Origin of the sequence: Streptomyces sp. CS113 (assembly GCF_002188365.1) — a bacterium.
Taxonomy (GTDB): domain Bacteria; phylum Actinomycetota; class Actinomycetes; order Streptomycetales; family Streptomycetaceae; genus Streptomyces; species Streptomyces tendae.
On record NZ_KZ195574.1, the window covers coordinates 1,192,525 to 1,216,019 of the forward strand.

The following is a 23,495-nucleotide window of genomic DNA, read 5'->3' on the forward strand; positions in this document are numbered from 1 at the left end:
GGGGGGCGGCGGTCGCGTGAGATTCAGACGCGCTCGATGACGGTGGCGATGCCCATGCCGCCGCCCACGCACAGGGTCGCGAGGCCGTAACGCTTGTCCTGGCGCTCCAGCTCGTCGACGAGGGTGCCGTGGATCATCGCCCCGGTCGCACCGAGCGGATGACCGAGCGCGATCGCGCCGCCGTTCACGTTGACCTTGTCCAGCGACAGGCCCATGTCCTTCACGAACCGCAGCACCACCGCCGCGAACGCCTCGTTGATCTCGACCAGGTCGATGTCGTCGACGGTCAGCCCCGCCTTGGCCAGCGCCTTGCGGGAGGCGGGAGCGGGGCCGGTGAGCATGATGGTCGGGTCGGCGCCCGAGACGGCGGCGGAGACGATCCGGGCCCGTGGGACGAGGCCGTTGCGTTCACCGGCGGCCCGGCTGCCGATGGCGACCAGGGAGGCGCCGTCGACGATGCCGGAGGAGTTGCCCGCGTGGTGGACGTGGTCGATCTTCTCCACCCAGTGGTACTTCTGCAACGCCACCGCGTCGAAACCGCCCAGCTCACCGATGTCCGCGAAGGACGGCTTGAGCTTGCCGAGGGAGTCCGCGGTGGTCCCGGGGCGCGGGTGCTCGTCGTGGTCGAGGACCGTGAGACCGGCGCGGTCGCGCACCGGCACGACGGACCGCTCGAAACGGCCCTCCTTCCAGGCGGTGGCCGCACGCTCCTGGGACAGCGCCGCGTACTCGTCCACGTCACGGCGCGAGAAACCCTCGATCGTCGCGATCAGGTCGGCCCCGATGCCCTGCGGGACGAAGCCGGTGTCGTGGTTGGTGCGCGGGTCCTGCGCCCAGGCCCCGCCGTCGCTGCCCATCGGGACGCGGGACATGGACTCCACACCCCCGGCGAGGACCAGGTCCTCCCAGCCCGAACGGACCTTCATGGCCGCCATGTTGACGGCCTCAAGACCCGAGGCACAGAAGCGGTTCTCCTGCACACCGGCCACCGTGTCCGGCAACCCGGCCGCGATCGCCGCGATACGCGCGATGTCGGAGCCCTGGTCACCGACCGGACCGACGACACCGAGCACGACATCGTCCACGGCCGCCGGGTCCAGGTCTGGGAAACGGGCCCGGATCTCCTGGATGAGGCCGACCACCAGGTCGATCGGCTTCGTGCCGTGCAGGGCGCCGTTCGCCTTGCCGCGTCCGCGCGGAGTGCGGATCGCGTCGTACACATACGCTTCGGTGCTCACCTCGGGGGTCCTCCCAGTGGGTGTGTGGCAGGCCGCGCGGTCGCGGCACGGGCAACGGTGGGACGGTCGGCGGCTCAACCCAGGAGGGAGCGGCCGATGATCTCCTTCATGATCTCGGTGGTGCCGCCGTAGATGGTCTGGACGCGCCCGTCGAGGTACGCCCGCGCCACCCGGTACTCGCTCATGTAGCCGTACCCGCCGTGCAGTTGCAGGCAGCGGTCGACGACCCGCTTCTGGAGTTCGGTGGCCCACCACTTGGCCATCGAGGCGTGCACGGGGTCGAGCCGGCCCGCGACGTGCTCGGTGACACAGCGGTCGAGGAAGGTGCGGGTGACCGCCGCCTCGGTGGCCATCTCGGCGATCTCGAAGCGGACGTGCTGGAGCCCCGCCAGTGGCCGGCCGAAGGCCTCGCGCTCCTTCACGTACCGCGTGGTGATGGCGAGGATCTCCTCGGCCGCCGCGGCGGCGCCGACCGCGATGGCCAGCCGCTCCTGGGCGAGGTTGCCCATCAGGTAGGTGAAGGCGCGGTTCTCCTCGCCGAGCAGGTTCTCCTTGGGGACGCGTACGTCGGTGAAGAACAATTCGGCGGTGTCCTGGGCCTTCTGGCCGATCTTCGCGAGGTTGCGGCCGCGTTCGAAGCCGTCCGTGCCGCGTTCGACGACGAGCAGGCTCTGCCCGGCGCTGCCGCCCTCGGGCGTGGTGCGGGCGACCACGACGACGAGGTCGGCGAGGATGCCGTTGGAGATGAAGGTCTTCGAGCCGTTGAGCAGGTAGTGGTCGCCGCGGTCGGTGGCCGTGGTGCGGATGCCCTGGAGGTCGGAACCGGCGCCGGGTTCGGTCATGGCGATGGCGGTGACGATGTCTCCGGAGACGAAACCGGGCAGCCATCGCCGCTTCTGCTCCTCGGTGGCGAGCCGGGTGAGGTAGGGGCCCACGATGTCGTTGTGCAGGCTCAGGGCCAGTCCGGAGGCGCCGGCGCGGGCGAACTCCTCGATGAGGACGGCGCTGTGGCGGAAGTCGTCGGTGCCGCCGCCGCCGTACTCCTCGTCCACGGCCAGGCCCAGCAGGCCCTGGCGGCCCGCCGCGCACCACACCTCGCGGTCGACGACGCCGTTGCGTTCCCAGCGTTCGTGGTGCGGGACCACCTCCTTGGCGAGGAAGGCGCGCACGGTGTCCCGGAAGGCCTCGTGCTCGGGGCCGTAGAGGTCTCGTCCGAAGGTCACAGCCAACCCCTCACTCGTTCGATCAGCCGGGCGGGATCCGCTCCGACGGGCGTGACGTTGAGCATCGTCACGCCCGACTCGCGGAACGCCTCGACGCGTTCGCGGACGTGGCCCTCGGGGCCGGCCAGGCAGATCTGTTCCAGCAGTGCGGCGGGGACGGCGGCCTCCGCTTCCTTTTTGCGGCCCGCGAGGTAGTGCTCCTGGACGGTGGCCGCGGCGGCCTCGTAGCCGTAGGAACAGATCAGGTCGTGGTAGAAGTTGCGGCCCGGGGCGCCCATGCCGCCGACGTACAGGGCGACGGTGGGGCGCATCAGGTCGCGGACCGCTTCGGCGTCGTCGTCGATGGCGAGCAGGCCGCCCGCGACGACCGCCAGCGGTCCGAGCGCGGGATCGCGCTGGGCGGCGCCCTCGGCCAGGGACGGACCCCACACCGTGGCGGCGTGTTCGGGGGCGTAGAGGAACGGCAGCCAGCCGTCGGCCAGTTCCGCGGACATCCGGACGTTGGCCGGGCCGAGCGCGGCGACGTACACCGGGATCGTGTCGCGCACCGGGTGGGTGAGCAGTTTGAGGGGTTTGCCGAGGGTGCCGCCCTTCTCGGGCGGCAGGGGCAGGTCGGTGATGCCGTGGTGCTCGATCACCTCGCGGCGCCAGATCCGCCGCGACAGCTCGATGACCTCGCGGGTGCGGCCGAGGGGACGGTCGTAGCGGCGGCCGTGCCAGCCCTCGACGACCTGCGGCCCGGAGGCGCCGATGCCGAGGAGGGCCCGGCCGCCGGTGAGGGCGTCGAGTCCGGCGGCGGTCTGGGCGATCAGGGCGGGGCTGCGCGAGTAGACGTTCAGGACGGCCGAGCCGATGCGCATGCGCTCGGTCCTCGCGGCCAGGTAGCCCATGACCGTCGGGGAGTCGAAGCCGTACGCCTCGGCCACCCAGACGGCGTCGAGTCCCGCGGACTCCAGGGCGGCGGCCCGGTCCGCGGCCGCACGGGGATCGCCCGAGTACGTCAGCGGTGAGGACAGTTCCATCAGCGGCGGCCCTTCGGGGGTGCGGACAGGTGCGGCAGGTCCCAGTCGCGGGCCACGTCGGCGGTGTGCGCGCCGGGGACGGCGGGCGGCAGGCGCAGGGTGCCGGGGGTGGCGGAGAAGCGGGGCGCGGGCGCGGGCTGGGTGACGCCGTGTGCCTCGGTGTAGGTGCCGCGGCCGGTCAGGTGCGGGTGGGCCGCCGCCTCGCGCAGGGACAGGACGGGGGCGACGCAGGCGTCGGTGCCCTCGAAGACGACCGTCCACTCGTCGCGGGTCGCGGTCGTGAAGCGGGCGGTGAACAGAGCCTGGAGTTCGGGCCAGTTGCGCGGGTCCGAGCGGTCCGGCAGGTCGTTTCCGGCCAGGCCCAGCAGGGTGACGAAAGTGGTGTAGAAGCGCGGTTCCAGGGCGCCGACCGCCATCCAGCCGCCGTCGCCGGTCTCGTACGCGCGGTAGTAGGGGCAGCCTCCGTCGAGCAGGTTGGTCCCGCGGGCCTCGTGCCAGGTCCCCGCGGCGAGCATGCCCCAGAAGAGCGAAGTGAGGTGGGCCGTGCCGTCGACGATCGCGGCGTCCACCACCTGGCCGCGGCCGGTGGTGCGGGCGGTGAGCAGCGCGGCCAGCACGCCGGTGGTCAGGTAGAGGGAGCCGCCCGCGTAGTCGCCGAGCAGGTTGGCGGGGACGGCGGGCGGTCCGTCCGCCGTCCCGACCATGGAGAGGGCGCCGGCCGTGGCGATGTAGCCGATGTCGTGTCCGGCCCGGGACGCGAGCGGCCCCCGCTGGCCCCAGCCCGTCATCCGGCCGTACACCAGGGCGGGGTTGGCGGCCATGCACTCCTCGGGCCCGACCCCGAGCCGCTCCGCGACCCCCGGGCGGTATCCCTCCACCAGGATGTCGGCGCGTGCGGCCAGGGCCCGTACGGTCTCCGGTCCGCCGGGGGCCTTGAGGTCGACCAGGACCGAGCGCTTGTTGCGGTTGGTCACGTCGTGCGCGGGGTCGCCGGCGAGCGGGCCTGGCGTGGGGCGGTCGACGCGCACCACGTCGGCGCCCAGGTCGCCGAGCAGCATCGCGGCGAACGGGCCGGGACCGATGCCGGCCAGCTCGACCACGCGCACGCCGTCCAGCGGACCGGCGCTGTCGCGGCCGGGGGGATCAGGGGGGTGGTGGCTCATGGGTTCCTCTCTCGGGGCGCGGGCTCGCCGCCGCGCGACCGGGACCTTACTGAGCGTTCGCTAAGAACGTAGAAGCGTCCCGTCGATCGGTCAACGCCCTGAACGACGGCAGTTTCCCCGGTACTTGACGGACGGAGGAGTCCAAGCCGCACACTTGCCCCGCGGATCCGCCGCTCCTCTCCCGCGATCGCTTATCGATCGCTAAGCTCCGGAGGTGGGCACTGATTCCGAGGAGACGTTGTTGAGCACTGAGCAGAGCCAGGACAGCACGGCCACGGCGCGGCACTGGCGTTCCTACGGACCGCTGGACCTGCACCCGATCCTGGTGCACGCCATGGAGGCCTTCAACGAGCACGGCTACCACGGCACTTCGGTCCGCAACATCGCAGGCCGGGTCGGTGTCACCGTGCCCGCGCTCTACTACCACTACGCGAACAAGCAGGCTCTGCTGGCCACCCTGCTGGAGACGTCCATCAAGGACGTCCTGGACCGGTGCCGGGCCGCCGCCGCGGAGGCGGGGCCCGCCCCGCTGGCGCGGTTCTGCGGCATGGTCGAGTCGATCGTGCTCTACATGGCCCACCGCAGGTCGCTGGCCTTCCTGGACACCGAGATACGCAGTCTGGAGCCCGCCAACCGGGCCCGCTACGTGGCCCTGCGCGACTATCTCCAGCACATGCTGCTCGACACGGTCGAAGCCGGCCGCGCCGAGGGCGTGTTCACCACCGAGATCCCCGCCGACGCCGTCCGCGCGGTCCTGATCATGTGCCAGGGCGTCGCCAACTGGTTCCGCCCCGACGGGCCCCTCACCGCGGAACAGGTCGCCGAACGCCACGTCCTGCTGAGCCTGGGCACCGTGGGGCATTCCCTGCCCTCCGCCGCGCCGCGGGACCCGGCGTCGTACAGCTCCCGATGACATCGACGAGAGGACGCCCCTCATGGACCCGCTCCAGGCCCGTACCCGCTTCCAGGCGCTGCGCGAGACGAAGGGCCGGGTGGAGGCGGCCGAACTGGACGACGTCTGGGCGGTGCTGGACACCGTCCGGCCCGAGGAGATCCTCGGCGAGTGGAAGGGCGGCGAGTTCGACACCGGCCACCCGCTCAACGGCGAGCTGGCGAAGGCGGGCTGGTACGGCAAGACGTTCGCCTCGGTGCACGACGCCAAGCCGCTGATGTGCCGGGACCCGGCGGGCGGGCTGTACTCCAACGTGGAGCTGGGCAAGGGCGAGGCCAGCCTGTGGACGGTGGAGTTCCGCGGCGAGTCGACGGCCACGATGGTCTACGACGGCCGGCCGGTGCTCGACCACTTCAAACGGGTCGACGACACCACCCTCATGGGCATCATGAACGGCAAGGGCGTATCCGCGCAGGGTCCTTACTACTACTTCTTCCTGGAGCGCGCGTGAGGCGTGCCCGTGCCGCGGTCGTCCGCGAGCCGGGCGCCCCGTTCATCCTCCGGGAGGTGGAGCTGGAGGACCCGCGGCCGCGCGAGGTACTGGTCAGGATGGCGGCGGTGGGGGTGTGTCACACGGACCTGGGGATCCAGGCCGGCTGGCCCCGGCAGCTCACCCCCATGGTCTTCGGCCACGAGGGCGCCGGCCGGGTCGAGGCGGTGGGCGCGGAGGTGACCGGTGTCGTGCCGGGGGACGCCGTCTGCCTCACGTTCGCCAGCTGCGGCGCGTGCGGGCAGTGCGCCGCGGGGCATCCCGCGTACTGCGACGCGGCGCGGGGCCTCAACCTCTCCGGCGGGCGCGGGGACGGCACGACCCCGCTCCGCCTCGACGGCGCCCCGCTGTACGGCGGCTTCTTCGGACAGTCCAGCTTCGCCACGTACGCCGTGGTCCACGAGCGCGGCCTGGTCAAGGTGCCCGCCGATCTGCCCGCGACGCTCGCCGCACCCCTGGGCTGCGGAGGTCAGACGGGCGCGGGGACCGTGCTCAACCGGCTGCGCCCCGAGCCGGGAACCTCGCTCGTGGTGCTCGGGGCCGGCGGGGTGGGGCTGAGTGCGCTGATGGCCGCGGTGGCGGTGGGCTGCGATCCGGTGGTGGCCGTCGACCCGGTCGCCTCCCGGCGGGACCTGGCCGTCGCACTCGGCGCCCGCGCCGCCCTGCCCCCGGACGACTCTCTCGTCGCGTCGGTGCGCGGGCTCACCGACGGCGGGGCGCACCACGTCGTGGACACCACGGGCCGGCCCGAGATGCTCGCCCGTGCCGTCGCCGCACTGCGCCCGCGCGGTGCGCTCGCCTGCCTCGGCCTCGGCGGTGAGGTGACGTTCGACATGATGCGCCTGATGACCAAGGGGGTCCGCCTCCACGGGGTGCTGGAGGGCGACTCCGACCCCGCCCGCTTCCTGCCCGAGCTGATCGATCTGCACCGGCGCGGGCTCTTTCCGGTGGACCGGCTGATCACCACGTTCGCCTTCGAGGAGATCGGCGCCGCCGTGGCCGCCATGCGCGACGGAAGCGCGGTCAAGCCGGTCCTCACCTTCGGCTGAACCCGGCCCGGCGGGGCGGGCGGAGCGGGCGGTCCGGGCCGGCGGAGCGGGCGATCCGGCCCGGCGGAGCGGGCGGTCCGGGCCGCGAGGGCCCTGGCCGTCCGGGCGCGGTGTGATTGACTGAACCGCATGGTCCCGCCCCCGCACCGGCCCGTCCACCGGTGACCGCCGATCCGACCACGGCCGCCCGGCCCCGCAACCGCAAGCAGCTCATCGTCGAGGCGGCGGGCCGGGTCTTCAGCGAGCGCGGCTACCACAAGGCGTCCATGGAGGAGATCGCCGCCGGCGTGGGGATCACCGCGGCGGCCCTGTACCGGCACTTCCCGAACAAGTACGCGCTCTTCGCCGAGTGCGCCGACGTCATGGTGGACGGACTCGTCGCGGCGCTCGACGAGGTGCCGCCCGGGGCGCCCCTGGCGGACGTGCTCACCGCGGCCACCCGGGTCACCGTCGCACATCGCGCGTCGGGCGGCGTGTACCGGTGGGAGGCCCGGTACCTCAACCGTGAGGACCGCAGACAGCTCAAGGCGAAGTTCGGACGCGTGGTCGGGCGGGTCGACGAGGCGGTGCGGCGCGAGTACCCGCCGGCCGACGGGCGCCTGCGGGCCGTGGCCGCCCTCGGCGCGATCGGTTCCCTCACGATGCACCGCACCTCGATCGCCGGGCGGCGGGCCGAGAGCCTGCTGTCGGCGTCCGCGCTGCGCGTGGCCGCCACCGGTCCCGCCGCGGTCCGCGGGGAAGCGCGCCCGGTCGAGCCGCCCGCCCAGCCGGTGCCGCGTACCCGGCGGGCGGAGATCCTCGCGGCCGCCGTCCCGCTGTTCGCCCGGGACGGGTTCGCGAACGTCACGAACGGGCAGATCGCCCGGGAGGTGGGGCTGGCCCCGTCGGCGCTCTACCGGCACTATCCCGGCAAGGTCGACATCCTCGCGGCGGCCTGTCTGCAAGCGGCGGGGCTGCTGGCCCAGTGGGTGGAGCGGAGCCTCGCCGACGTGGCCGGCCCGCGCGAGGCCGTGGTCGCGCTGGCGGCGACGTACGTGGCCTACTGCTTCGAGCACACCGCGCTGAACAGCGTCGCCGAAGCCGAGCTGGCCGGGCTCCCGGCGGATCTGCGCCGGCCGCTGGTCCTCGCGCAGCGGGAACACATCGCCGTCTGGGAGCAGCAGTTGCGGCTGGCCCGCCCGGAGTTGGACCCGCGCCAGGCACGGGTGCTGGTGCACGCGGGGTTCGGCGTGGTGGTCGAGGCCGGGCGCAGACTGCGGTGGCAGGACGGCCCCGACCACCGGGACGCCGTGACCGCGCTGGTCGTCGGTGCCCTGGGGCTGTGAGCGGACGCCGGCACCGCGCGGACCGGTGATTCAGCCCGGCCGGTTCCCGGTGGGAATGGTGATCGGGGTGGTGGTCCCGGAGGAGCCCTTGTTGAGGAACAGCATGGCCAGGGCGCGGATGAACTGGTCGACCATGTAGAACGTGCCGGGCATGAGGGGCGACAGTCCCTCGCGGAACTTGATGTACGCCGGCCACGCGGTACGGACCAGGGCCGCCGCCACGGGGTCGCGGCGCAGCCCCAGCCAGTCGCCGACCTCGTCGCTGAGGACGTAGCGCACGAACTCGTTCAGGAACCCGCGGGTGACGCCGAGGTCGATCTGCGCGGTCAGGCCGAGCAGTTCCTCGGCCAGCTCGATGCCCTCGGTCGTCGGGGTGAGGATCGGGGTGAGCACCTGCTCCGACTGTGCGTGCGCGGCGGCCCAGGACTTCGGTATGTACTCGTCCGGCACGCCGAGCAGGTGGAGGGCGACCTGCCAGGAGTGCAGGAACGCCTCCTGGTCCGCGGCCGGGAAGGGGATCTTCCACGCGGTCAGCTTGGAGTGCACGTAGGTGCCCAGGCTGTGGAACGTGACGAGGATGTCGGCGGCACTGATCGGGATGTCCTGGTCGGCGCCGGACGTCCAGTGCGGCGACTGCGGCAGCAGGTGCCGCACCGCGGCGTGCACCAGCCGGGTCTTGTTCGCGGTGACGACGAACTGTCCCGTCGGCTCGAAGGCCCGCAGCTGGGAGAGGTCGTAGCCGAACGTGAACGTCTTGGCCGCGCGGTCCTGCATGTCGGCGCCGCCCGCCGACCAGTAGACGCTCCTGGCCTCGCGCGGGATCACGGTGCTCATGATGCCGCTGCCGAGGCCGTACAGCATGAACAGGTAGGTGTCCCGGCGCCGGTTGAAGTCGGCCGCGCGGGTCAGCTTCGCCTGGTCGGCCCAGGAGGGCAGCCGGTTGACCTGGCGCAGATGTGCGGTGAGGGCGGCCGGCAGACCACTGGGCAGCGGGTCGCCGTTGTTCACCCACCCCGCCATCGCGGTGTTGATCGCCGGGACGCTGCCGTTCTTGAGCAGCGTGGCCATCAGGGGGTCCGTGGCGTCGTCCCACACGTACTCCGGATCGGCACCCGTGCCACCGCCGGCCACCGAGCCGGCCGACGGCCACGCCCATGCCTTCGCGCTGTCCGCCACGCCCACGAGCCCGAGCGCGACACCGAGGGACAGGACTCCTCGCCTGCTGAGATTCTCCATTGACTTAACCCGCTTCCCTGGGGGTCAGACGGTTCTGTCAGCCGTTTCCACACGTCAGTTGCGTGACCACCACATCCTGAGCCCTGCCGAGTGATGTGATTTCTCATTAACATAGCGAGGCGAGTGACGGTGGGCAATGGGGGCGGCCGGGGTTCATGGGAGAGGGCCGTCCGGCTGTCGGAGGAAGGCGCGCTGCGGCCGGCCGCTCACTCCTCGGGCTGGTCGGCCATGCCTCTGCCGACGCGGGCGGCGGTCTCGCGCAGCCAGATGTGGGCCGCGTCGTGGGTGTGCACGGGGTGCCACCACATGGCCTCGCGCAACGGCACCGCCTCGTACGGCGGCTCCACCACGCGCACGCCGGCGAGCGGCGCCAGGAGCCGGGCGAGGCGGGCCTGGACGAGGGCGATGCGCCGGGTGCCGGCCACCAGCAGCGGGATGATCTGGAAGCTGTCGACGGAGACCTCGACCCGGGGCTCGATGCCCAGCATGCCGAGCTGGCGCACGGCCGGGGCGTCGTAGGTGCGCTGGTAGGTGACCCAGGGCAGCCGGGCGAGGTCCTGGCGGGTGAGACGGTCGCCGATGCTCGGATGGCCGTCGGCGACGAGGAAGACCCAGCGGTCCCCGTACAGGTCGGTGGCGGGGAAGTCGCTGATGACCCCGTGCGGCATGAGAAGGCCGTCGGAGGTGCTGAGCAGCGTGTCCGTGGCGTCCACCACCGTGGTGGGGGTCTGCGCGAAGCGCAGCCGGATGCCCGGGGCCTCCTCGTGCAGGACCCGGGCCAGCTCCGCGCCGAAGACCGCGACCGCGTAGTCGGAGGCGATCAGTGTGAACTCCCGCTGCTCCGTGGCGGGGTCGAAGTCGGCCTGACTGGCGAAGAGGCGCTCCAGCACGTCGTACGCCGTGGCGGTGCGGTCCAGGAGGACCTGGCCGAGGGCGGTGAGTTCGTAGTGTCCGCCGACGCGGGCGAGCAGGTCGTCGTCGAAGTGGCGGCGCAGCCGGGACAGGGCCGCGCTCATCGCGGGCTGGCTGAGGCCCACGCGCTGCCCGGCGCGGGTGACGTTGCGCTCTTCGAGGAGGGCGCGCAGGGCGACGACGAGATTGAGGTCCAGGCGACTGAGATTCACGGCGACTTCGACTTCCCTGGCTGTCCGGCTACGACCTGCTGGAATTCGCCTCCTGGATGACAGTCATCCACAGAATCGATTTCCGTGATCGCGAGGGGCGGGTCCAGATTAGTGCCACCGCAATCAGGAGGACATGTCCGTGAAACCCGAAGCCGCGTCCGATCTCTTCGCCGGACCCTTCGCCCTGGCCACCCTTTCCGCCCCCGAGGGCCCCGCTTTCCCCGCCCTGGTCACCGCCGACGCCCGGGTGCTCGATCTGCGCACCGCGTTCGCGGACGGGCAGCTGACCACCCGGACACTGCTGGAGAGCTGGGAGGCGGCACTGCCTCGGCTGCGGGAGCTGGCCGGCGACGCCGACCGGGCTCGTCGGCCGCTCGCGGACTTCCGGGTGCACGCGCCGGTGGAGCCGCGGCAGGTGTTCCAGTCGGGCGCCAACTACCGGCAGCACGTGATCGATCTGCACGTCGCCCACCGGGCCCCGGGTGACGACCGGCCGGAGGAGGAGCGGCGCGCGGAGGCCGCGGAGATCATGGACCGGCGGGCCGCCGAGGACCTGCCGTACGTGTTCATCGGCCTGCCGAGCGCCGTCACCGGTCCCTACGACGACGTCGTGCTGCCCGCGTGGGCCGAGAAGCCCGACTGGGAACTGGAGTTGGCGGCGGTGATCGGCCGCCCCGCCCACCGGGTGTCCGCCGATCAGGCCCTCGACCACGTCGCCGGCTACACGATCGCCAACGACCTCACCGACCGGGCCACCGTCTTCCGCCGGGACATGCCGCAGATCGGCACCGACTGGCTGCGCAGCAAGAACGCGCCCGGGTTCACCCCGCTCGGTCCCTGGATCGTGCCGGCGGGCTCGGTCGGGGACCCCGGCGACCTGCGTCTGACGCTGAAACTCAACGGCCAGACCATGCAGGACGAGTCGACCAAGGACATGATCTTCGACGTGGCGCGGATGGTCTCCTACGCCTCGCAGAGCGCCCGGCTGCTCCCCGGCGACCTGGTCCTCACCGGCTCACCCGCCGGCAACGGCATGCACTGGGGCCGGCTGCTGCGCGACGGCGACGTCATGGACGCCTCGATCACCGGGCTCGGCGCCCAGCGCACCCGGTGCGTGGCGGAGGCGGCCCGATGACGCTGGACCGCACCGACCCCGAGGGGTCGATAGCCCGGGCCGCCGAGGCGTACTCCAACTGGGGCCGCTGGGGCGAGGACGACGTGCTCGGCACCCTCAACTTCCTCGGCGAGGCCAAGCGCCGCGAGGGTGCCGCCCTGGTCCGGCGGGGCGTCAGCTTCTCCCTCTCGCAGCGTTTCGACATGAACGGCCCGCAGAAGGGCTGGCGGCGGCGCACCAACCCGGTGCACACCATGCTCGACACGGGCACGGACGCGGCGCTCGGCAACCAGGGCTTCCCGCACGGCATCGGCGGCGCCGACGACGTGATCGCCATGCCGTTGCAGTGCTCCACCCAGTGGGACGGGCTCGGGCACATCTTCGACCACGGCAAGGCGTGGAACGGACGCCCGGCGGAGCAGGTCGTCACCTCCGACGGCGACCTGGTCACCGGCGTCGAGCACATGGCCGCACACGTCGCCGGGCGCGGTGTGCTGCTGGACGCCGGCCGCGCGGTCGGCGAGGGCGGTGAGCTGCCGGACGGCTTCGCGATCACCGGGGAGCACCTGACGGCGACCGCCGCGGCCCAGGGCGTGACCGTGGGCCGCGGTGACATCGTGCTGGTGCGCACCGGGCAGCTGGCCCGGGTCCGGCGCGAGGGGTGGGGCGAGTACGCGGGAGGTCCCGCGCCCGGCCTGTCGTTCACCGCGGCAGGCTGGCTGCACGGCAGCGAGATCGCCGCGATCGCCACCGACACGTGGGGGTTCGAGGTCCGCCCGAACGAGTTCGAGCACGCCTTCCAGCCGCTGCACCAGGTCGCCATCCCGCACCTCGGCCTGCTGATCGGTGAGATGTGGGACCTGGAGGCGCTCGCCGAGGACTGCGCCGCCGACGGCCGGTACGACTTCTGGCTCACCGCGGCGCCCCTGCCCATCACCGGCGCGGTCGGCTCGCCCGTCAACCCGATCGCCGTCAAGTAGGCGAAGGAACAAGGGAGTTCCCATGAGCGAAACCCGTAAGGTCCTGGTGATCGGCGGCGGTGCGGCCGGCTGCGCCGTCACGGTCCTGCTGCGCCGCGCCGGCCTCACGGTGGACCTGGTCGAGGCCAAGGACGACTGGAACGCCACCGCCGGCTCCGGCATCACCCTCCAGGGCAACGCCCTGCGCGTCCTGCGCGAACTGGGCGTCTGGGAGCGGGTCGAGGCCTCCGGCTTCGGCTTCGGTTCGGTCGGCATCACCGCCCCCGACGGCACCGTCCTGCACACCCAGGACGACCTGCGCACCGGCGGCGACGACCTGCCCGCCACCGTCGGCATGCAACGCCCGCAGCTCCAGCGGATCCTCATCGACGCCGTCCGCGACGGCGGCGCCACCGTCCGCCTCGGCACCACCGCCGAGATCCGGGTCCAGGACGCCGACGGCGTCACCGTACGTGTCAGCGACGGCACCGACGCCCGCTACGACCTGGTCGTCGCCGCCGACGGCCTCGGCTCCGCCACCCGCCGCGCGATCGGCATCACGGACGAGCCGGAGCCCACCGGCATGGCCATCTGGCGCGTCGCCGCCCCGCGCCCGGCGGGCGTGACCCGCACCGACCTCGCCTACGGCGGCCCCGCCTACATCGCCGGATACTGCCCCACCGGCGAGACGACGCTCTACGCGTACGTCGTCGAGGCCAACCGCGACCGCGCCGCTCTGCCTCCCGAGTCGTACGCCGAGGAGATGCGGCGCCTGGCCCGCGCCTACGGCGGGTTCTGGCCGGAGATCACCGCGCGGATCACCGACCCGGCGAAGGTCAACTACACCTGGTTCGACCGCATGCTGGTCGAGGGGTCCTGGCACCGCGGCCGCGTCGTCCTGGTCGGCGACGCCGCCCACTGCTGCCCGCCCACCCTCGCCCAGGGCGCCGCGCTGTCCCTGGAGGACGCGTGGGTGCTCGCCCAGCTGCTGACCGGGACCGACGACTGGGACGACGCGCTGTTCCAGGCGTACTACGAGCGGCGGATGGCCCGGGTCCGCCCGGTCGTGGAGGCGTCCGTCCAGATCGGGCAGTGGCAGCTCGACGGCGTCCGCGACGCCGACCTGCCCGGTCTGATGGCCCGCACCATGACCATGCTGCGGGAGCTGCCGTGACCGCGCCGGAGCGCGGGGCGCCCGCCCCCACCGTGGACGTGCACGCCCACGTCCTGCTGCCGGAGGTCGAGGCGCTGGTGGAGGGTGCGCCGGGGCTCGCCGAGGCGCGGGCCCTGGACGCCCGCCGCAACGGCCCGGCCGCACTCGCCGTCAGCGGGCCCATGGTCCGCGAGCGCTTCCCCCGGCTGACCGACGTGACCGTACGGCTGGCGGCGATGGACGCCCAGGGCGTGGACGTGCAGCTGGTCAGCCCCTCCCCCTCGCACTACCACTACTGGGCCGACGAGACGACCGCGGAGAAGGTCTGCCGACTCGCCAACGAGGCCACCGCCGCGCACTGTGCGGCCGCCCCCGACCGGCTGCGCGGACTGGGCCTGGCGCCGCTCCAGCACCCGGCGCTCGCGGTCGACGCGCTCGACCACGCCCTCGCACAGGGGCTGCTCGGCGTGGAGATCTCCAGCCACGCCCCCGGACGCGAACTCTCCGACGCGGCCTACGAACCCTTGTGGTCCCGGGCCGAGGAGACGGGCGCACTGCTCTTCCTGCACCCCTTCGGCTGCACCCTCGACGAGCGCCTGGACCGGTGGTACCTGTCCAACACCGTCGGCCAGCCCACCGAGAACGCCGTCGCCCTCTCCCACCTGATCTTCTCGGGTGTCCTGGACCGGCACCCGGGACTGCGGCTGCTCGCCGCGCACGGCGGCGGCTACCTGCCGACCCACATCGGCCGCTCCGACCACGCCTGGTCGGCCCGCACCGACGCGGGCGCCGGCTGCGCCCACCCGCCCAGCAGCTACCTGAAACGCCTGTACTTCGACTCGCTCGTCCACGGCCCGGGCGTGCTGCGCGAACTGGTCCGGGTCGCCGGTGTTGACCGGGTGCTGCTCGGCTCCGACTTCCCCTTCGACATGGGCACCGAGGACCCGATGGGCGCCCTGCGCGCCGCCGGCCTCCCCGAGGCCGACTTCCACGCCGTCCGCGGCGGCAACGCGGCGGACCTCCTCCGGAAGGAACCGACACCATGAGCGCACGTCTGCTCACCCATCTGCGGCACGTCGACCTCGCCGTGCCCGACTACGACAAGCAGCTCGACTTCTACGCCGGCGTCTGGGGCCTGACCAAGGTCGCCGAGGACTCCGGCATCTCCTTCCTGGCCGCCGAGGGCTCCCCGGAGCAGTACGTCGTCCGGCTCCGCAAGGCGGGCGAGAAGCGCCTCGACCTGGTCTCCTACGGTGCCGCGTCCGCGGCCGACGTGGACACCCTCGCCGAGCGACTGCTCGCGGGCGGAGTGCAGTTGATCTCCCGGCCGGGCAAGGTCGGCACCCCCGGCGGCGGATACGGCTTCCGCTTCTTCGACGTCGACGGCCGCACCATCGAGGTCTCGGCCGACGTCGAGGTCAGGCGGCACCGCAAGATCGAGGAGAAGGAGTCCATCCCGGTCAAGCTGAGCCACGTGGTCCTCAACTCGCCCGACCTCAACCGCACGCGGGAGTGGTACGAGCGCCATCTGGGCTTCGCCCTCTCCGACACGCTCGGCTCGCCGCACATGGGCGAGGTCATGCACTTCATGCGGATCAGCAACCAGCACCACTCCATGGCCATCGCCCAGGGCCCGCACACCGCCCTGCACCACGTCTCCTTCGAGATGCGCGGCATCGACGAGTACATGCGCGGCTCCGGACGCGTCATGCGGGCCGGATTCCGGAAGATCTGGGGACCGGGCCGGCACATGGCGGGCGACAACACCTTCACCTACTTCCTGGACCCGCACGGCAACACCGTCGAGTACACCACCGAGCTGGAGTGCCTGGACGAGGACACCTGGCACCCCCACGTCTACGACTTCTCCCGGCCCGAGGTCACCGACCAGTGGGGCACCGCCAACCCCATGAACGAACTCGTCGCCAAGGAGTCGTTCAACGACCCCGACCGCGGCGTCTTCGTCGCCCCGCCGGTCTGATCCGCTCCGATCCGCTCCCCGGCCCCGCCCTCCTGGAGTTCCCTCATGCGTTTCGCCTCCTACGAGCACCACCAACGCCGGAGGGTGGCTGTCGTCCAGGACGACGGCGCCCTGCACCCCCTGCCGGGCGTCTCCTCCCTGTCCACCCTGCTGACGGAGACCGACGGCCTGCCCGGTCTCCTGGCCGCGGGGCACGAGGCACTCGGCTCACCGTCCGGTCCGCATGTCTGCGAGGTACGGCTGCTCGCACCGGTACGGCCCGCGTCCATACGGGACTTCGTCACCTTCGAGGAACATGTCGAAGGCGTACGCAAATCCGTCGACGGCGTCACCGGCGTCCCCGCACAGTGGTACGCGGCGCCGACCTTCTACTTCACCAACCCGCACGCGGTCTACGGCCACCGGGAGGACATCCCGATGCCGCCCGGCTCCGCCGTGCTGGACTTCGAGCTGGAGGTGGGCGCGGTGATCGGGCGGGAGGGCCGCGATCTCACGCCCGAGCGGGCCCGCGACCACATCGTCGGCTACACCGTGTTCAACGACTGGTCGGCGCGAGACCTCCAGGGCGCGGAGATGAAGGTGGGCCTCGGCCCCTGCAAGGGCAAGGACACCGCCACCACCCTCGGCCCGTACCTCGTCACGGCCGACGAACTGGAGCCGTACCGGGACGCCGACGGCTTCCTGCGCCTGGCCCTGACCGCCGAGGTCAACGGGGAGAAGGTGGGCGAGGACCTGCTGTCCCACATGAGCTGGACCTTCGAGGAGATGACCGCCTACGCCTCCCGGGGCACCCGCGTCGTCCCCGGCGACGTCCTGGGCTCCGGCACCTGCGGCAACGGCGGCTGCCTGGCCGAACTGTGGGGGCTGCGAGGCGAGCAGTCCCCGCCGCCGCTGAAACCGGGCGACTCGGTCTCCCTCACGGTCGAGGGCATCGGCACGCTGACCAGCACCGTGGTCCCCGGCGTCGCCCCCGTCCCCCTGCCGACGGGCCGGCGCCGTACCCGGGAGCGGCGGTGAGCGACGCCGGTGCCAGTTCGCGACGACCGGCCCTCCGACCCGGCGGACGAGCTCTCGTGTCTCTCCGGGATGCCACCGGCGGACGGTCTTCGCGCACCCGCACACCTACCCCGGCATCTGGTACCGCCGGCGGCGGAGCAGATGCGGGCGTGCCGGTCCGCGGACCATCAGACCCCACCGGCCCCCACCGTCACTCCTCCTGGGCACTCCGGCATCCGCACCATCTCCCCCGTCTTGTCCCCGACCGATCTCACCGCTCCCCAGCGAGGTCGAGATCACCCCTGCTCGCCTCAGCCAGACCCTCAGTGCTCCGGAGACGGCGCCACGGATGCGCGATCGGCTGCGACACCGCCCGCCACCACGCCTCCACCGGCAGCTTCCCCGCCGGCTCGAACGGCTCCCCCGGCCTGGGGAACGCCACCGCCTGACCGGCCTCCTCGGCCGCGTCCCGCGTCCACTCCCCCGGCTCCGCCCACGCGTGCGGCGCCAGGTTGAAGGTGCCCCAGTGGATCGGCAGCAGGGCGCCGTGCGGCCGGCCGCCCTGGAGGTCGAGGTGGGCCCGGACCCCCTCCTCGGGGGTCATGTGGATGTCCGGCCAGAACTCCGCGTACGCCCCGAGCTGGATCATCGTGGCGTCGAACGGGCCGTGCGCGGCGCCGATGTCGCGGAAGCCGTCGAAGTAGCCGGTGTCCCCGCTGTGGTAGACGCGGTGCTCGGCACCGGCGACGACCCAGGACGCCCAGAGGGTGTGCTGGGTGTTGCGCAGCCCGCGTCCGCAGAAGTGCCGGGCCGGGGTGGCGGTGAGGGTGAGGCCGCCGACGCGCGTCGACTCGTGCCAGTCCAGCTCGCGCAGCCGGTCGGGGGAGACCCCCCAGTGTTCGAGGTGGCCGCCGACGCCGAGCGGCACGGCGAACACGGTGTCCGTGCCGGCCAGCGCCTTGATCGTCGGCATGTCCAGGTGGTCGTAGTGGTCGTGGGAGATGACGACGACGTCGACCGGGCCCAGGGCGGCGAGCGGCAGCGGCACCGGGTGCAGGCGCCTGGGGCCGGCGAAGGCGAACGGGGAGCAGCGCTCGCCCCACACCGGGTCGAAGAGCACGCGCTGCCCGTCGATCTCGGCGAGCACGCTGGAGTGGCCCATCCAGGTCAGCCGGAGGCCGGTGGCGGCCGGCCGGGCGAGGTCGGCCAGGGTGGTGGCGTGCACTGGAATCGGTCCCTGCGGGGACCGGCGCTGCCTCGCCTCCTTGTTGAAGTAGATCTTGGCGAATTCGGCGGCCGATCCGGAGGGCCGGGTCCGGGCGGTGCCGCCGGGGTTCTGGAAGACGCCGTCGCGGAAGTGCGGCGATCTGCGGATGCGCGCCATGCGCTCACCGCTCGGGTCCACGCCGAAGGCCGCGGGCCGCGGCACGCTGAGCCCGGAACTCGGGGAACGGAAAGCGGCCACGGTACCTCCAGGTGGAGTGGTTCAGGCTCTCATGATGGTCGTCTCGTCCTACGTCACCTCGAACGACGGATGTCACATCCGTGTTCCCCCCGGTCCACCGCGACCGGCGGGAGCGTCACCGCACGTCCGGGCGCCTGTATAGGGTGACGTGCGTGGGGAGAGTCCGGTTGAGCGTGGCGGAGCGGCGCGAGGAGCTGCTGGGCGCCGCCATCGAGCAGATATCGGCGCGGGGCGTGGCGGCACTGCGGATCGCCGACGTGGCCGCTGCGCTCGGCGTCAGCAACGCCCTGGTGCTCTATCACTTCTCCACGAAGGAGCGCCTGGTGGCGGCCGCGTTCACCCATGCCGCCGAGGACGATCTCGCCCATCTGCGGGGGCTGCTCGCCCGCCGTACGTCGGCGTTGCGCCGCCTGCGGGCGGCCGTGCGGTGGTACGCGCCGACCGGTCCGGCCAAGGGCTGGCGGCTGTGGATCGAGGGCTGGGCGGCGGCGCCCCGCGAGCCCGCGCTGCGGGAGGTCACCCGCGAGCTGGACCGCCAGTGGAAGGCGGCGATCGCCGGGGTCATCGCCGAGGGCGTGGCCGCCGGTGAGTTCTCCTGCCCCGAGCCGGACGCCGCGGCGCTGCGGCTGACGGCGTTGCTGGACGGGCTGGCGGTGCAGCTCACGTCGTACACGGGCACGGTGTCGCGGGCCCGGGCGCAGGAGTGGGTGGACGAGGCGCTGGCCCGGGAACTGGGCCTGGAGCGAGCGGCCCTGGCGCCCACGCGGCGCTGACGCCCGTCCGTCCGCCGTACCCCGTGCGGCATGCACGCGGTCCGTCCGCTCCCCGCCGTCAGGCCACCGCGGCGATCCGCGTCTTGATGTCGTCCGGGGACAGGGTGCCCTTGGCCGTCACGTGGTCGCCCGAGGACTCGCCGCGCAGCCGGCGCCCGATCCACGGCACCAGGTACTCGCGGGTCCAGTGCACGTCGTCGCGCCGGACGTCGAGCGTGCCGCGCGGCGGCAGGGGCGGCCACGGCTGGTCCGGTTCGGCCGGGACGCGCAGGCCGAGGGCCTGTCCCGCGCGCAGTGCCACCCGGGTGTGGCCCTCCGGCGACAGGTGCAGCCGGTCGGCGTCCCACGCCCTGCGGTCCTGGACGCTCCTGAGCGACCACAGGTCGAGCACGGGGCAGCCGTAGCGGTCGGCGATGGCGCGGACGTGCCCGTTGTACGTGGCGATCTTGCCCCGCAGGTGCTTGAGGACGGGCACCCCGCGGGTGTCGAAGCCGGTGGTCACCAGGACGGTGCCGGCCGCGGCGGTCAGCGCGGCCACCGCCAGTTCGAAGCGCTCGGCGACCTCGTCGGGATCGGTGCCGGGCCGGATGATGTCGTTGCCGCCGGCCGCGAACGAGACCAGGTCCGGCGCGCAGGCGACGACCCGCGGGACCTGTTCCGCCACGATCTGGTCGAGGAGCCTGCCGCGCACGGCGAGGTTCGTGTACGTGAAGTCGCCCTCGGGGCGCCGGTCCGCGAGCAGTACGGCGAGCCGGTCCGCCCAGCCGACGAACGCCCCGTCCGGGCCGGGGTCGCCGACGCCCTCGGTGAAGCTGTCCCCCACCGCCACGTACGACCCGATCACTGCTCTGCTGTCACTCTTCGAATCGTCTGCCACATCCGCCCATGATTCACCTTGGAATGTGACCTACGCGACCGTAGGAAGGGGTTGACGGGCGGTGAGAAAGGCCACGCCTAAAGTGTTCGTCAATTCCGGAATACATCGGGGAACGGATACGCCGGACGCCGGACACGCCGAAGGCCGGACCCGGGGATCGGGGTCCGGCCTTCGGGGCGCGGAGGCTGCGCGGGTCCGGTCGTCAGACGGAGACGCCGTGCGAGCGCAGGAACGCGATCGGGTCGATGTCCGAGCCGTAGTCCGGCGTGGTGCGGATCTCGAAGTGCAGGTGCGGGCCGGTCACGTTACCGGTGGCACCGGAGAGGCCGACCTGCTGACCCGCCGTCACCGACTGACCGGCGGAGACGGAGAGCGAGGAGAGGTGGGCGTACTGGGCGTAGTGGCCGTCGGCGAGCTGGATGACGACCTGGTTGCCGTACGCGCCGCCCCAGCCGGCGGAGACGACGGTGCCCGCGCCGACGGCCTTCAGGGAGGTGCCGGTCGGGACGACGAAGTCGGTGCCGGTGTGGTAGCCGCTGGACCACATGCTGCCGGACTGGTGGTACGGGGTACCGACGGTGCCGCCCACGACGGGGGAGGTGTAGCCGCTGGTGGTGCCCGCGGACTGGGTCCCGGTGTTCGAGGAGGCGGAGGAGTCCGAGGAGGAGGCCTTCTCGGCGTCCGTCGACTTCTTGGCCGGCTTCTCGGCGGCCGGCTTCTCGGCGGACTTCTGCGCGGGCTTGTCCGACTGCGCGGAGGACGGCGCCGCGGACTTGGCGGCCTGGGCGCCGATCGACAGCTCGAGACCGGGGTGGATCAGCGACGGGTCGGAACCGACGGCCTCGCGGTTGTCCGCGTAGAGCTTCTTCCAGCCACCGTCGACGTGCTGCTCGTCGGCGATCTTCGAAAGGTAGTCACCGCTCTTCACGGTGTAGGTGCGCGAGTCGGAGTTCTTCTCGGCGGCGGCCTTCTTGGCCGCCGCCGGAACGGACTGCGTGGCCTGCTCGGAAACGGAGTGCGCGGGAGCGGCGTTGGCGGCGGCGGCACCCATCAGCGGGAGTGCGAGCGCGGCGCCACCGGTTCCGGCGACGGCGATGGCGCGGGTCAGGCGCATGGCCCTGGTACGGCGGTGCTTACCCTTCGCGGGCATGGCGAATTCCTCTCCGGCGCCTGCGAGGTGAGCTGTCGGGTGCGGGCTGGAGATGCCCGGCCGCGCCGAAACGCGGCTTTACCCCAAGCCGTTCCGGGAACCGGAACAGGCAGTTCTACCTGTGGGTCCCCCGCTCCTGCCGTGTACGGGTGGTGGATGAGTGCGGGCTCCGGTCGGCGGCAGGATTAGGCGTCCGTCCGGATCGGTGGTGAACGTAAGGGACCAGGACGCGCAGGGACAAGCGAGAGGTTCCTCCGTCCGGTGTTCCGATTGATCCTTTACGGGAATTACCGGTAACCCTGCGTCGATTTCCGTCGCGCCGTTTTTCCTTAAAGGCCTTGAGAAACAGCTGAATTACGTGAACATGACGGGCAACACACGGTCACGGATATGACGCTGCTCACGCGCCCCTCACCCACCCTCCGCCATTTCAGGCCCAGTTGTTATGAAGGCACCAATTCGGACAGAAGGCTCTTATCGGCTCGCACTATCCCTCGGAGCATGATTTCGCGCGCGGGTCATGCCGTATCGTCGTGGGACGCCCGCCGGCGAGCAGCGGCGGCGGCGTGGACTGGGAGGAGCCCCCGTGACGCAGCAGGTCCCGTCGACCGAGCCCGAGCTGACCGGAGTGCGCAACTTCCGGGACGTGGGCGGACTGCCGACCGTGGACGGCCGGCGGGTGCGCCCCGGGGTGCTGTTCCGCAGCGGCCACCTGGCGCACGCCACCGGCGAGGACACCGCGTTCCTGGCCTCGCTGGGCCTGCACACGATCTTCGACTTCCGCAACGCGGCCGACCAGAAGCTCGAGGGGCCGGACGTCGAGCTGCCCGGCGTGCGCAATGTGAACCTGCCGCTGAGCGATCCGGCCGACGGCGCCGAGTTCTGGAAGATGGTCCGCGACGGGGACCTCGACCAGCTGCACGGAATCCTCGCCGACGGCAAGGGCGCCCAGCGGATGATCGACTCCTACCGCTCGATCGTCACGGAGCGCACGGCGGAGCACTCCCGCATCCTGCACGCGCTCGCCGAGGACAGCGTCCCCGCGCTGATGCACTGCGCGGCCGGAAAGGACCGTGCGGGCCTGTCCATCGCCGTCACGCTGCTCGCCCTGGGGGTCGAGCGCGAGGCCGTCGTCGAGGACTACCTGAAGTCGAACGCCGCGCACCGCCGCTACAAGGTGCGCCGCAGCGGCTCCGCGGCCGCGGCCTACTCCCCCGAGGTCATGGAGCTGCTCAGCCCCCTGTTCGACGCGCGCGCCGAGTACCTGGCGGCGGCCTTCGAGACCATCGAGGAGACGTGGGGCGGCGTCGACGCGTACCTGGAGAAGGGGCTGCGGCTCACCGCCGGGACCCGGGAGCGGCTGCGCGAGCGGATGCTGGACTGAGCCGGGGCACCCGGCACCCGCCCGCGGACGGCGCTATTTGGCGCCGACCTCGAACAGCAGGTAGAGGAAGCCGCCGAAGACGTGCCCCAGGGCGATGTAGATGATCAGCCGCACCCACAGGGCGCGCGGGAACTTCTCCTGCATGGTACTCATGGCATCTCTCCGGGGTTCGGGCCGGCGGCCGGGCCGAGGCACAGGGCGGCCGCCGGGCTTTGCAGCAGGGTGTGGACGAAGAGCAGCTCGACCCCGTCGGGGTCCTGGGCGGCGATCCGGTGCGGGGTCATCGAGTCGAAGTGCGCGCCGTCCCCCACGGTGAGCCGGTGCTCGGTGTCGCCGAGGCGCAGCCGCAACCGGCCCCTGAGGACGTGGAGCCACTCCTCACCGGGGTGCACCCGCACGACGTCGCCCTGGGAGCCGTACGGCACCTGGACGCGCAGGGCGTGCATGCCGCGGCCCGGCGCTCCGGCCCGGTAGTACGTCCAGCCGCCCGCGCTCGTGGGTTCCATGTCGGCGGCGCGCACGACGGCGTCCCGGTCGGCGGCCGTCTCCCCCAGCAGCTCGGCGACGGTCGTACCGTAGACGCGGGCGAGGGAGAGCAGCATCGGCAGCGAGGGCTGGCGCTGCCCGGTCTCCAGCCGGGACAGGTGGGCGGGCGAGAGTCCCGCGGCACGGGCCGCGGTCTCCAGGGTGAGGGCGGCCCGTCGCCGCAGCTCACGCAGCTGCGGCGCGACGGCGGCGACGGTCCCCCCGGCGGGACCGGTCTCGGAGGCGCTCATGCCTCCATTCAGCCCGAACCTTGCCCACCAGGCAAATTTCTTGCC

The 23,495-nt window shown here is 72.5% G+C and carries 23 protein-coding genes and 1 riboswitch; of the genes, 12 read left to right on the plus strand and 11 right to left on the minus strand.

The window, feature by feature from the left end; genetic code table 11:
* Positions 1-23 precede the first annotated feature (23 nt).
* From B9W62_RS05145 to B9W62_RS05160, 4 genes are all read right to left on the minus strand, one after another.
* Entirely contained in the window at positions 24-1,238 is a 1,215-nt protein-coding gene (locus tag B9W62_RS05145) for an acetyl-CoA C-acetyltransferase (protein WP_087805596.1), read from the minus strand.
* A 74-nt stretch (positions 1,239-1,312) separates the two neighbouring features.
* Positions 1,313-2,461 (minus strand): long-chain specific acyl-CoA dehydrogenase, encoded by a 1,149-nt coding sequence (locus B9W62_RS05150; protein WP_087805598.1) that lies wholly within the window; start codon positions 2,459-2,461, stop codon positions 1,313-1,315.
* Entirely contained in the window at positions 2,458-3,483 is a 1,026-nt protein-coding gene (locus tag B9W62_RS05155) for an LLM class F420-dependent oxidoreductase (RefSeq protein ID WP_087805601.1), read from the minus strand. The genes B9W62_RS05150 and B9W62_RS05155 overlap by 4 nt, the downstream gene beginning before the upstream one ends.
* Positions 3,483-4,646, minus strand: a complete 1,164-nt coding sequence (locus B9W62_RS05160; protein ID WP_087805603.1) for a CaiB/BaiF CoA transferase family protein — start codon at positions 4,644-4,646, stop codon at positions 3,483-3,485. The genes B9W62_RS05155 and B9W62_RS05160 overlap by 1 nt, the downstream gene beginning before the upstream one ends.
* 241 nt (positions 4,647-4,887) lie before the next feature.
* On the opposite strand from B9W62_RS05160, the gene B9W62_RS05165 reads away from it, so the two are divergent.
* The 4 genes from B9W62_RS05165 to B9W62_RS05180 all read left to right on the plus strand — a co-directional run bounded on the left by B9W62_RS05165 (position 4,888) and on the right by B9W62_RS05180 (position 8,462).
* On the plus strand, positions 4,888-5,559 hold the full coding sequence (locus B9W62_RS05165) for a TetR/AcrR family transcriptional regulator (RefSeq protein WP_087805605.1): 672 nt from the start codon (positions 4,888-4,890) through the stop codon (positions 5,557-5,559).
* Between the two features lie 22 nt (positions 5,560-5,581).
* Positions 5,582-6,049 carry a DUF4334 domain-containing protein gene (locus B9W62_RS05170; protein WP_087805607.1) on the plus strand — a complete coding sequence of 156 codons (468 nt, stop codon included), beginning with the start codon at positions 5,582-5,584 and terminating at the stop codon, positions 6,047-6,049.
* Positions 6,046-7,137, plus strand: a complete 1,092-nt coding sequence (locus B9W62_RS05175) for an NAD(P)-dependent alcohol dehydrogenase (protein WP_087805609.1) — start codon at positions 6,046-6,048, stop codon at positions 7,135-7,137. Before B9W62_RS05170 ends, B9W62_RS05175 begins: the two co-directional genes overlap by 4 nt.
* Before the next feature lie 161 nt (positions 7,138-7,298).
* The gene (locus B9W62_RS05180) at positions 7,299-8,462 is read left to right on the plus strand and encodes a TetR/AcrR family transcriptional regulator (protein ID WP_218781982.1); all 1,164 of its coding nucleotides are present in this window, start codon (positions 7,299-7,301) and stop codon (positions 8,460-8,462) included.
* Positions 8,463-8,492: 30 nt separating this feature from the next.
* On the opposite strand, the gene B9W62_RS05185 is transcribed toward B9W62_RS05180, so the two are convergent.
* Together B9W62_RS05185 and B9W62_RS05190 are read right to left on the minus strand one after the other, a co-directional pair.
* Entirely contained in the window at positions 8,493-9,698 is a 1,206-nt protein-coding gene (locus B9W62_RS05185; protein ID WP_087805613.1) for an oxygenase MpaB family protein, read from the minus strand.
* Between the two features lie 206 nt (positions 9,699-9,904).
* Positions 9,905-10,822 (minus strand): LysR family transcriptional regulator, encoded by a 918-nt coding sequence (locus tag B9W62_RS05190; RefSeq protein ID WP_087805614.1) that lies wholly within the window; start codon positions 10,820-10,822, stop codon positions 9,905-9,907.
* Between the two features lie 133 nt (positions 10,823-10,955).
* On the opposite strand from B9W62_RS05190, the gene B9W62_RS05195 reads away from it, so the two are divergent.
* Genes B9W62_RS05195 through B9W62_RS05220 form a run of 6 tightly spaced genes read left to right on the plus strand, consistent with a single transcriptional unit; the run spans position 10,956 to position 17,046 of the window.
* Positions 10,956-11,957, plus strand: coding sequence for a fumarylacetoacetate hydrolase family protein (locus B9W62_RS05195; RefSeq protein ID WP_087805616.1), 1,002 nt, complete (start codon positions 10,956-10,958; stop codon positions 11,955-11,957).
* Complete coding sequence (locus tag B9W62_RS05200; protein ID WP_087805618.1) at positions 11,954-12,916, plus strand: cyclase family protein; 963 nt, start codon at positions 11,954-11,956, stop codon at positions 12,914-12,916. Before B9W62_RS05195 ends, B9W62_RS05200 begins: the two co-directional genes overlap by 4 nt.
* Positions 12,917-12,938: 22 nt before the next feature.
* Positions 12,939-14,069 carry an FAD-dependent oxidoreductase gene (locus tag B9W62_RS05205; RefSeq protein WP_087805620.1) on the plus strand — a complete coding sequence of 377 codons (1,131 nt, stop codon included), beginning with the start codon at positions 12,939-12,941 and terminating at the stop codon, positions 14,067-14,069.
* Positions 14,066-15,094, plus strand: a complete 1,029-nt coding sequence (locus tag B9W62_RS05210) for an amidohydrolase family protein (RefSeq protein ID WP_087805622.1) — start codon at positions 14,066-14,068, stop codon at positions 15,092-15,094. Before B9W62_RS05205 ends, B9W62_RS05210 begins: the two co-directional genes overlap by 4 nt.
* Complete coding sequence (locus tag B9W62_RS05215) at positions 15,091-16,029, plus strand: VOC family protein (RefSeq protein ID WP_087805624.1); 939 nt, start codon at positions 15,091-15,093, stop codon at positions 16,027-16,029. Before B9W62_RS05210 ends, B9W62_RS05215 begins: the two co-directional genes overlap by 4 nt.
* Before the next feature lie 45 nt (positions 16,030-16,074).
* Positions 16,075-17,046, plus strand: a complete 972-nt coding sequence (locus B9W62_RS05220; RefSeq protein ID WP_087805626.1) for a fumarylacetoacetate hydrolase family protein — start codon at positions 16,075-16,077, stop codon at positions 17,044-17,046.
* Between the two features lie 250 nt (positions 17,047-17,296).
* Here B9W62_RS05220 and B9W62_RS05225 read toward each other — a convergent pair whose 3' ends face one another.
* Entirely contained in the window at positions 17,297-18,490 is a 1,194-nt protein-coding gene (locus B9W62_RS05225; protein WP_179235358.1) for an MBL fold metallo-hydrolase, read from the minus strand.
* A gap of 152 nt (positions 18,491-18,642) precedes the next feature.
* Between B9W62_RS05225 and B9W62_RS05230 the strand changes: the two genes are divergently transcribed.
* A complete protein-coding gene (locus B9W62_RS05230) occupies positions 18,643-19,263 on the plus strand; it encodes a TetR/AcrR family transcriptional regulator (protein WP_087805628.1) in 621 nt (206 codons plus the stop codon).
* A gap of 58 nt (positions 19,264-19,321) precedes the next feature.
* Here B9W62_RS05230 and B9W62_RS05235 read toward each other — a convergent pair whose 3' ends face one another.
* Together B9W62_RS05235 and B9W62_RS05240 are read right to left on the minus strand one after the other, a co-directional pair.
* Positions 19,322-20,107: an SGNH/GDSL hydrolase family protein gene (locus B9W62_RS05235; protein ID WP_087805630.1), complete on the minus strand. Its 786-nt coding sequence runs from the start codon at positions 20,105-20,107 to the stop codon at positions 19,322-19,324.
* Positions 20,108-20,342: 235 nt separating this feature from the next.
* Positions 20,343-21,290 carry a M23 family metallopeptidase gene (locus tag B9W62_RS05240; RefSeq protein ID WP_087805632.1) on the minus strand — a complete coding sequence of 316 codons (948 nt, stop codon included), beginning with the start codon at positions 21,288-21,290 and terminating at the stop codon, positions 20,343-20,345.
* Positions 21,291-21,294: 4 nt separating this feature from the next.
* A riboswitch (cyclic di-AMP (ydaO/yuaA leader) is annotated at positions 21,295-21,452 on the minus strand.
* A gap of 424 nt (positions 21,453-21,876) precedes the next feature.
* Between B9W62_RS05240 and B9W62_RS05245 the strand changes: the two genes are divergently transcribed.
* A complete protein-coding gene (locus tag B9W62_RS05245) occupies positions 21,877-22,674 on the plus strand; it encodes a tyrosine-protein phosphatase (protein ID WP_087805634.1) in 798 nt (265 codons plus the stop codon).
* A gap of 33 nt (positions 22,675-22,707) precedes the next feature.
* On the opposite strand, the gene B9W62_RS05250 is transcribed toward B9W62_RS05245, so the two are convergent.
* Together B9W62_RS05250 and B9W62_RS05255 are read right to left on the minus strand one after the other, a co-directional pair.
* Complete coding sequence (locus tag B9W62_RS05250; RefSeq protein ID WP_087805636.1) at positions 22,708-22,827, minus strand: DUF6126 family protein; 120 nt, start codon at positions 22,825-22,827, stop codon at positions 22,708-22,710.
* Positions 22,824-23,450 carry a helix-turn-helix domain-containing protein gene (locus B9W62_RS05255; protein WP_087805638.1) on the minus strand — a complete coding sequence of 209 codons (627 nt, stop codon included), beginning with the start codon at positions 23,448-23,450 and terminating at the stop codon, positions 22,824-22,826. The genes B9W62_RS05250 and B9W62_RS05255 overlap by 4 nt, the downstream gene beginning before the upstream one ends.
* Between the last annotated feature and the right edge of the window lie 45 nt (positions 23,451-23,495).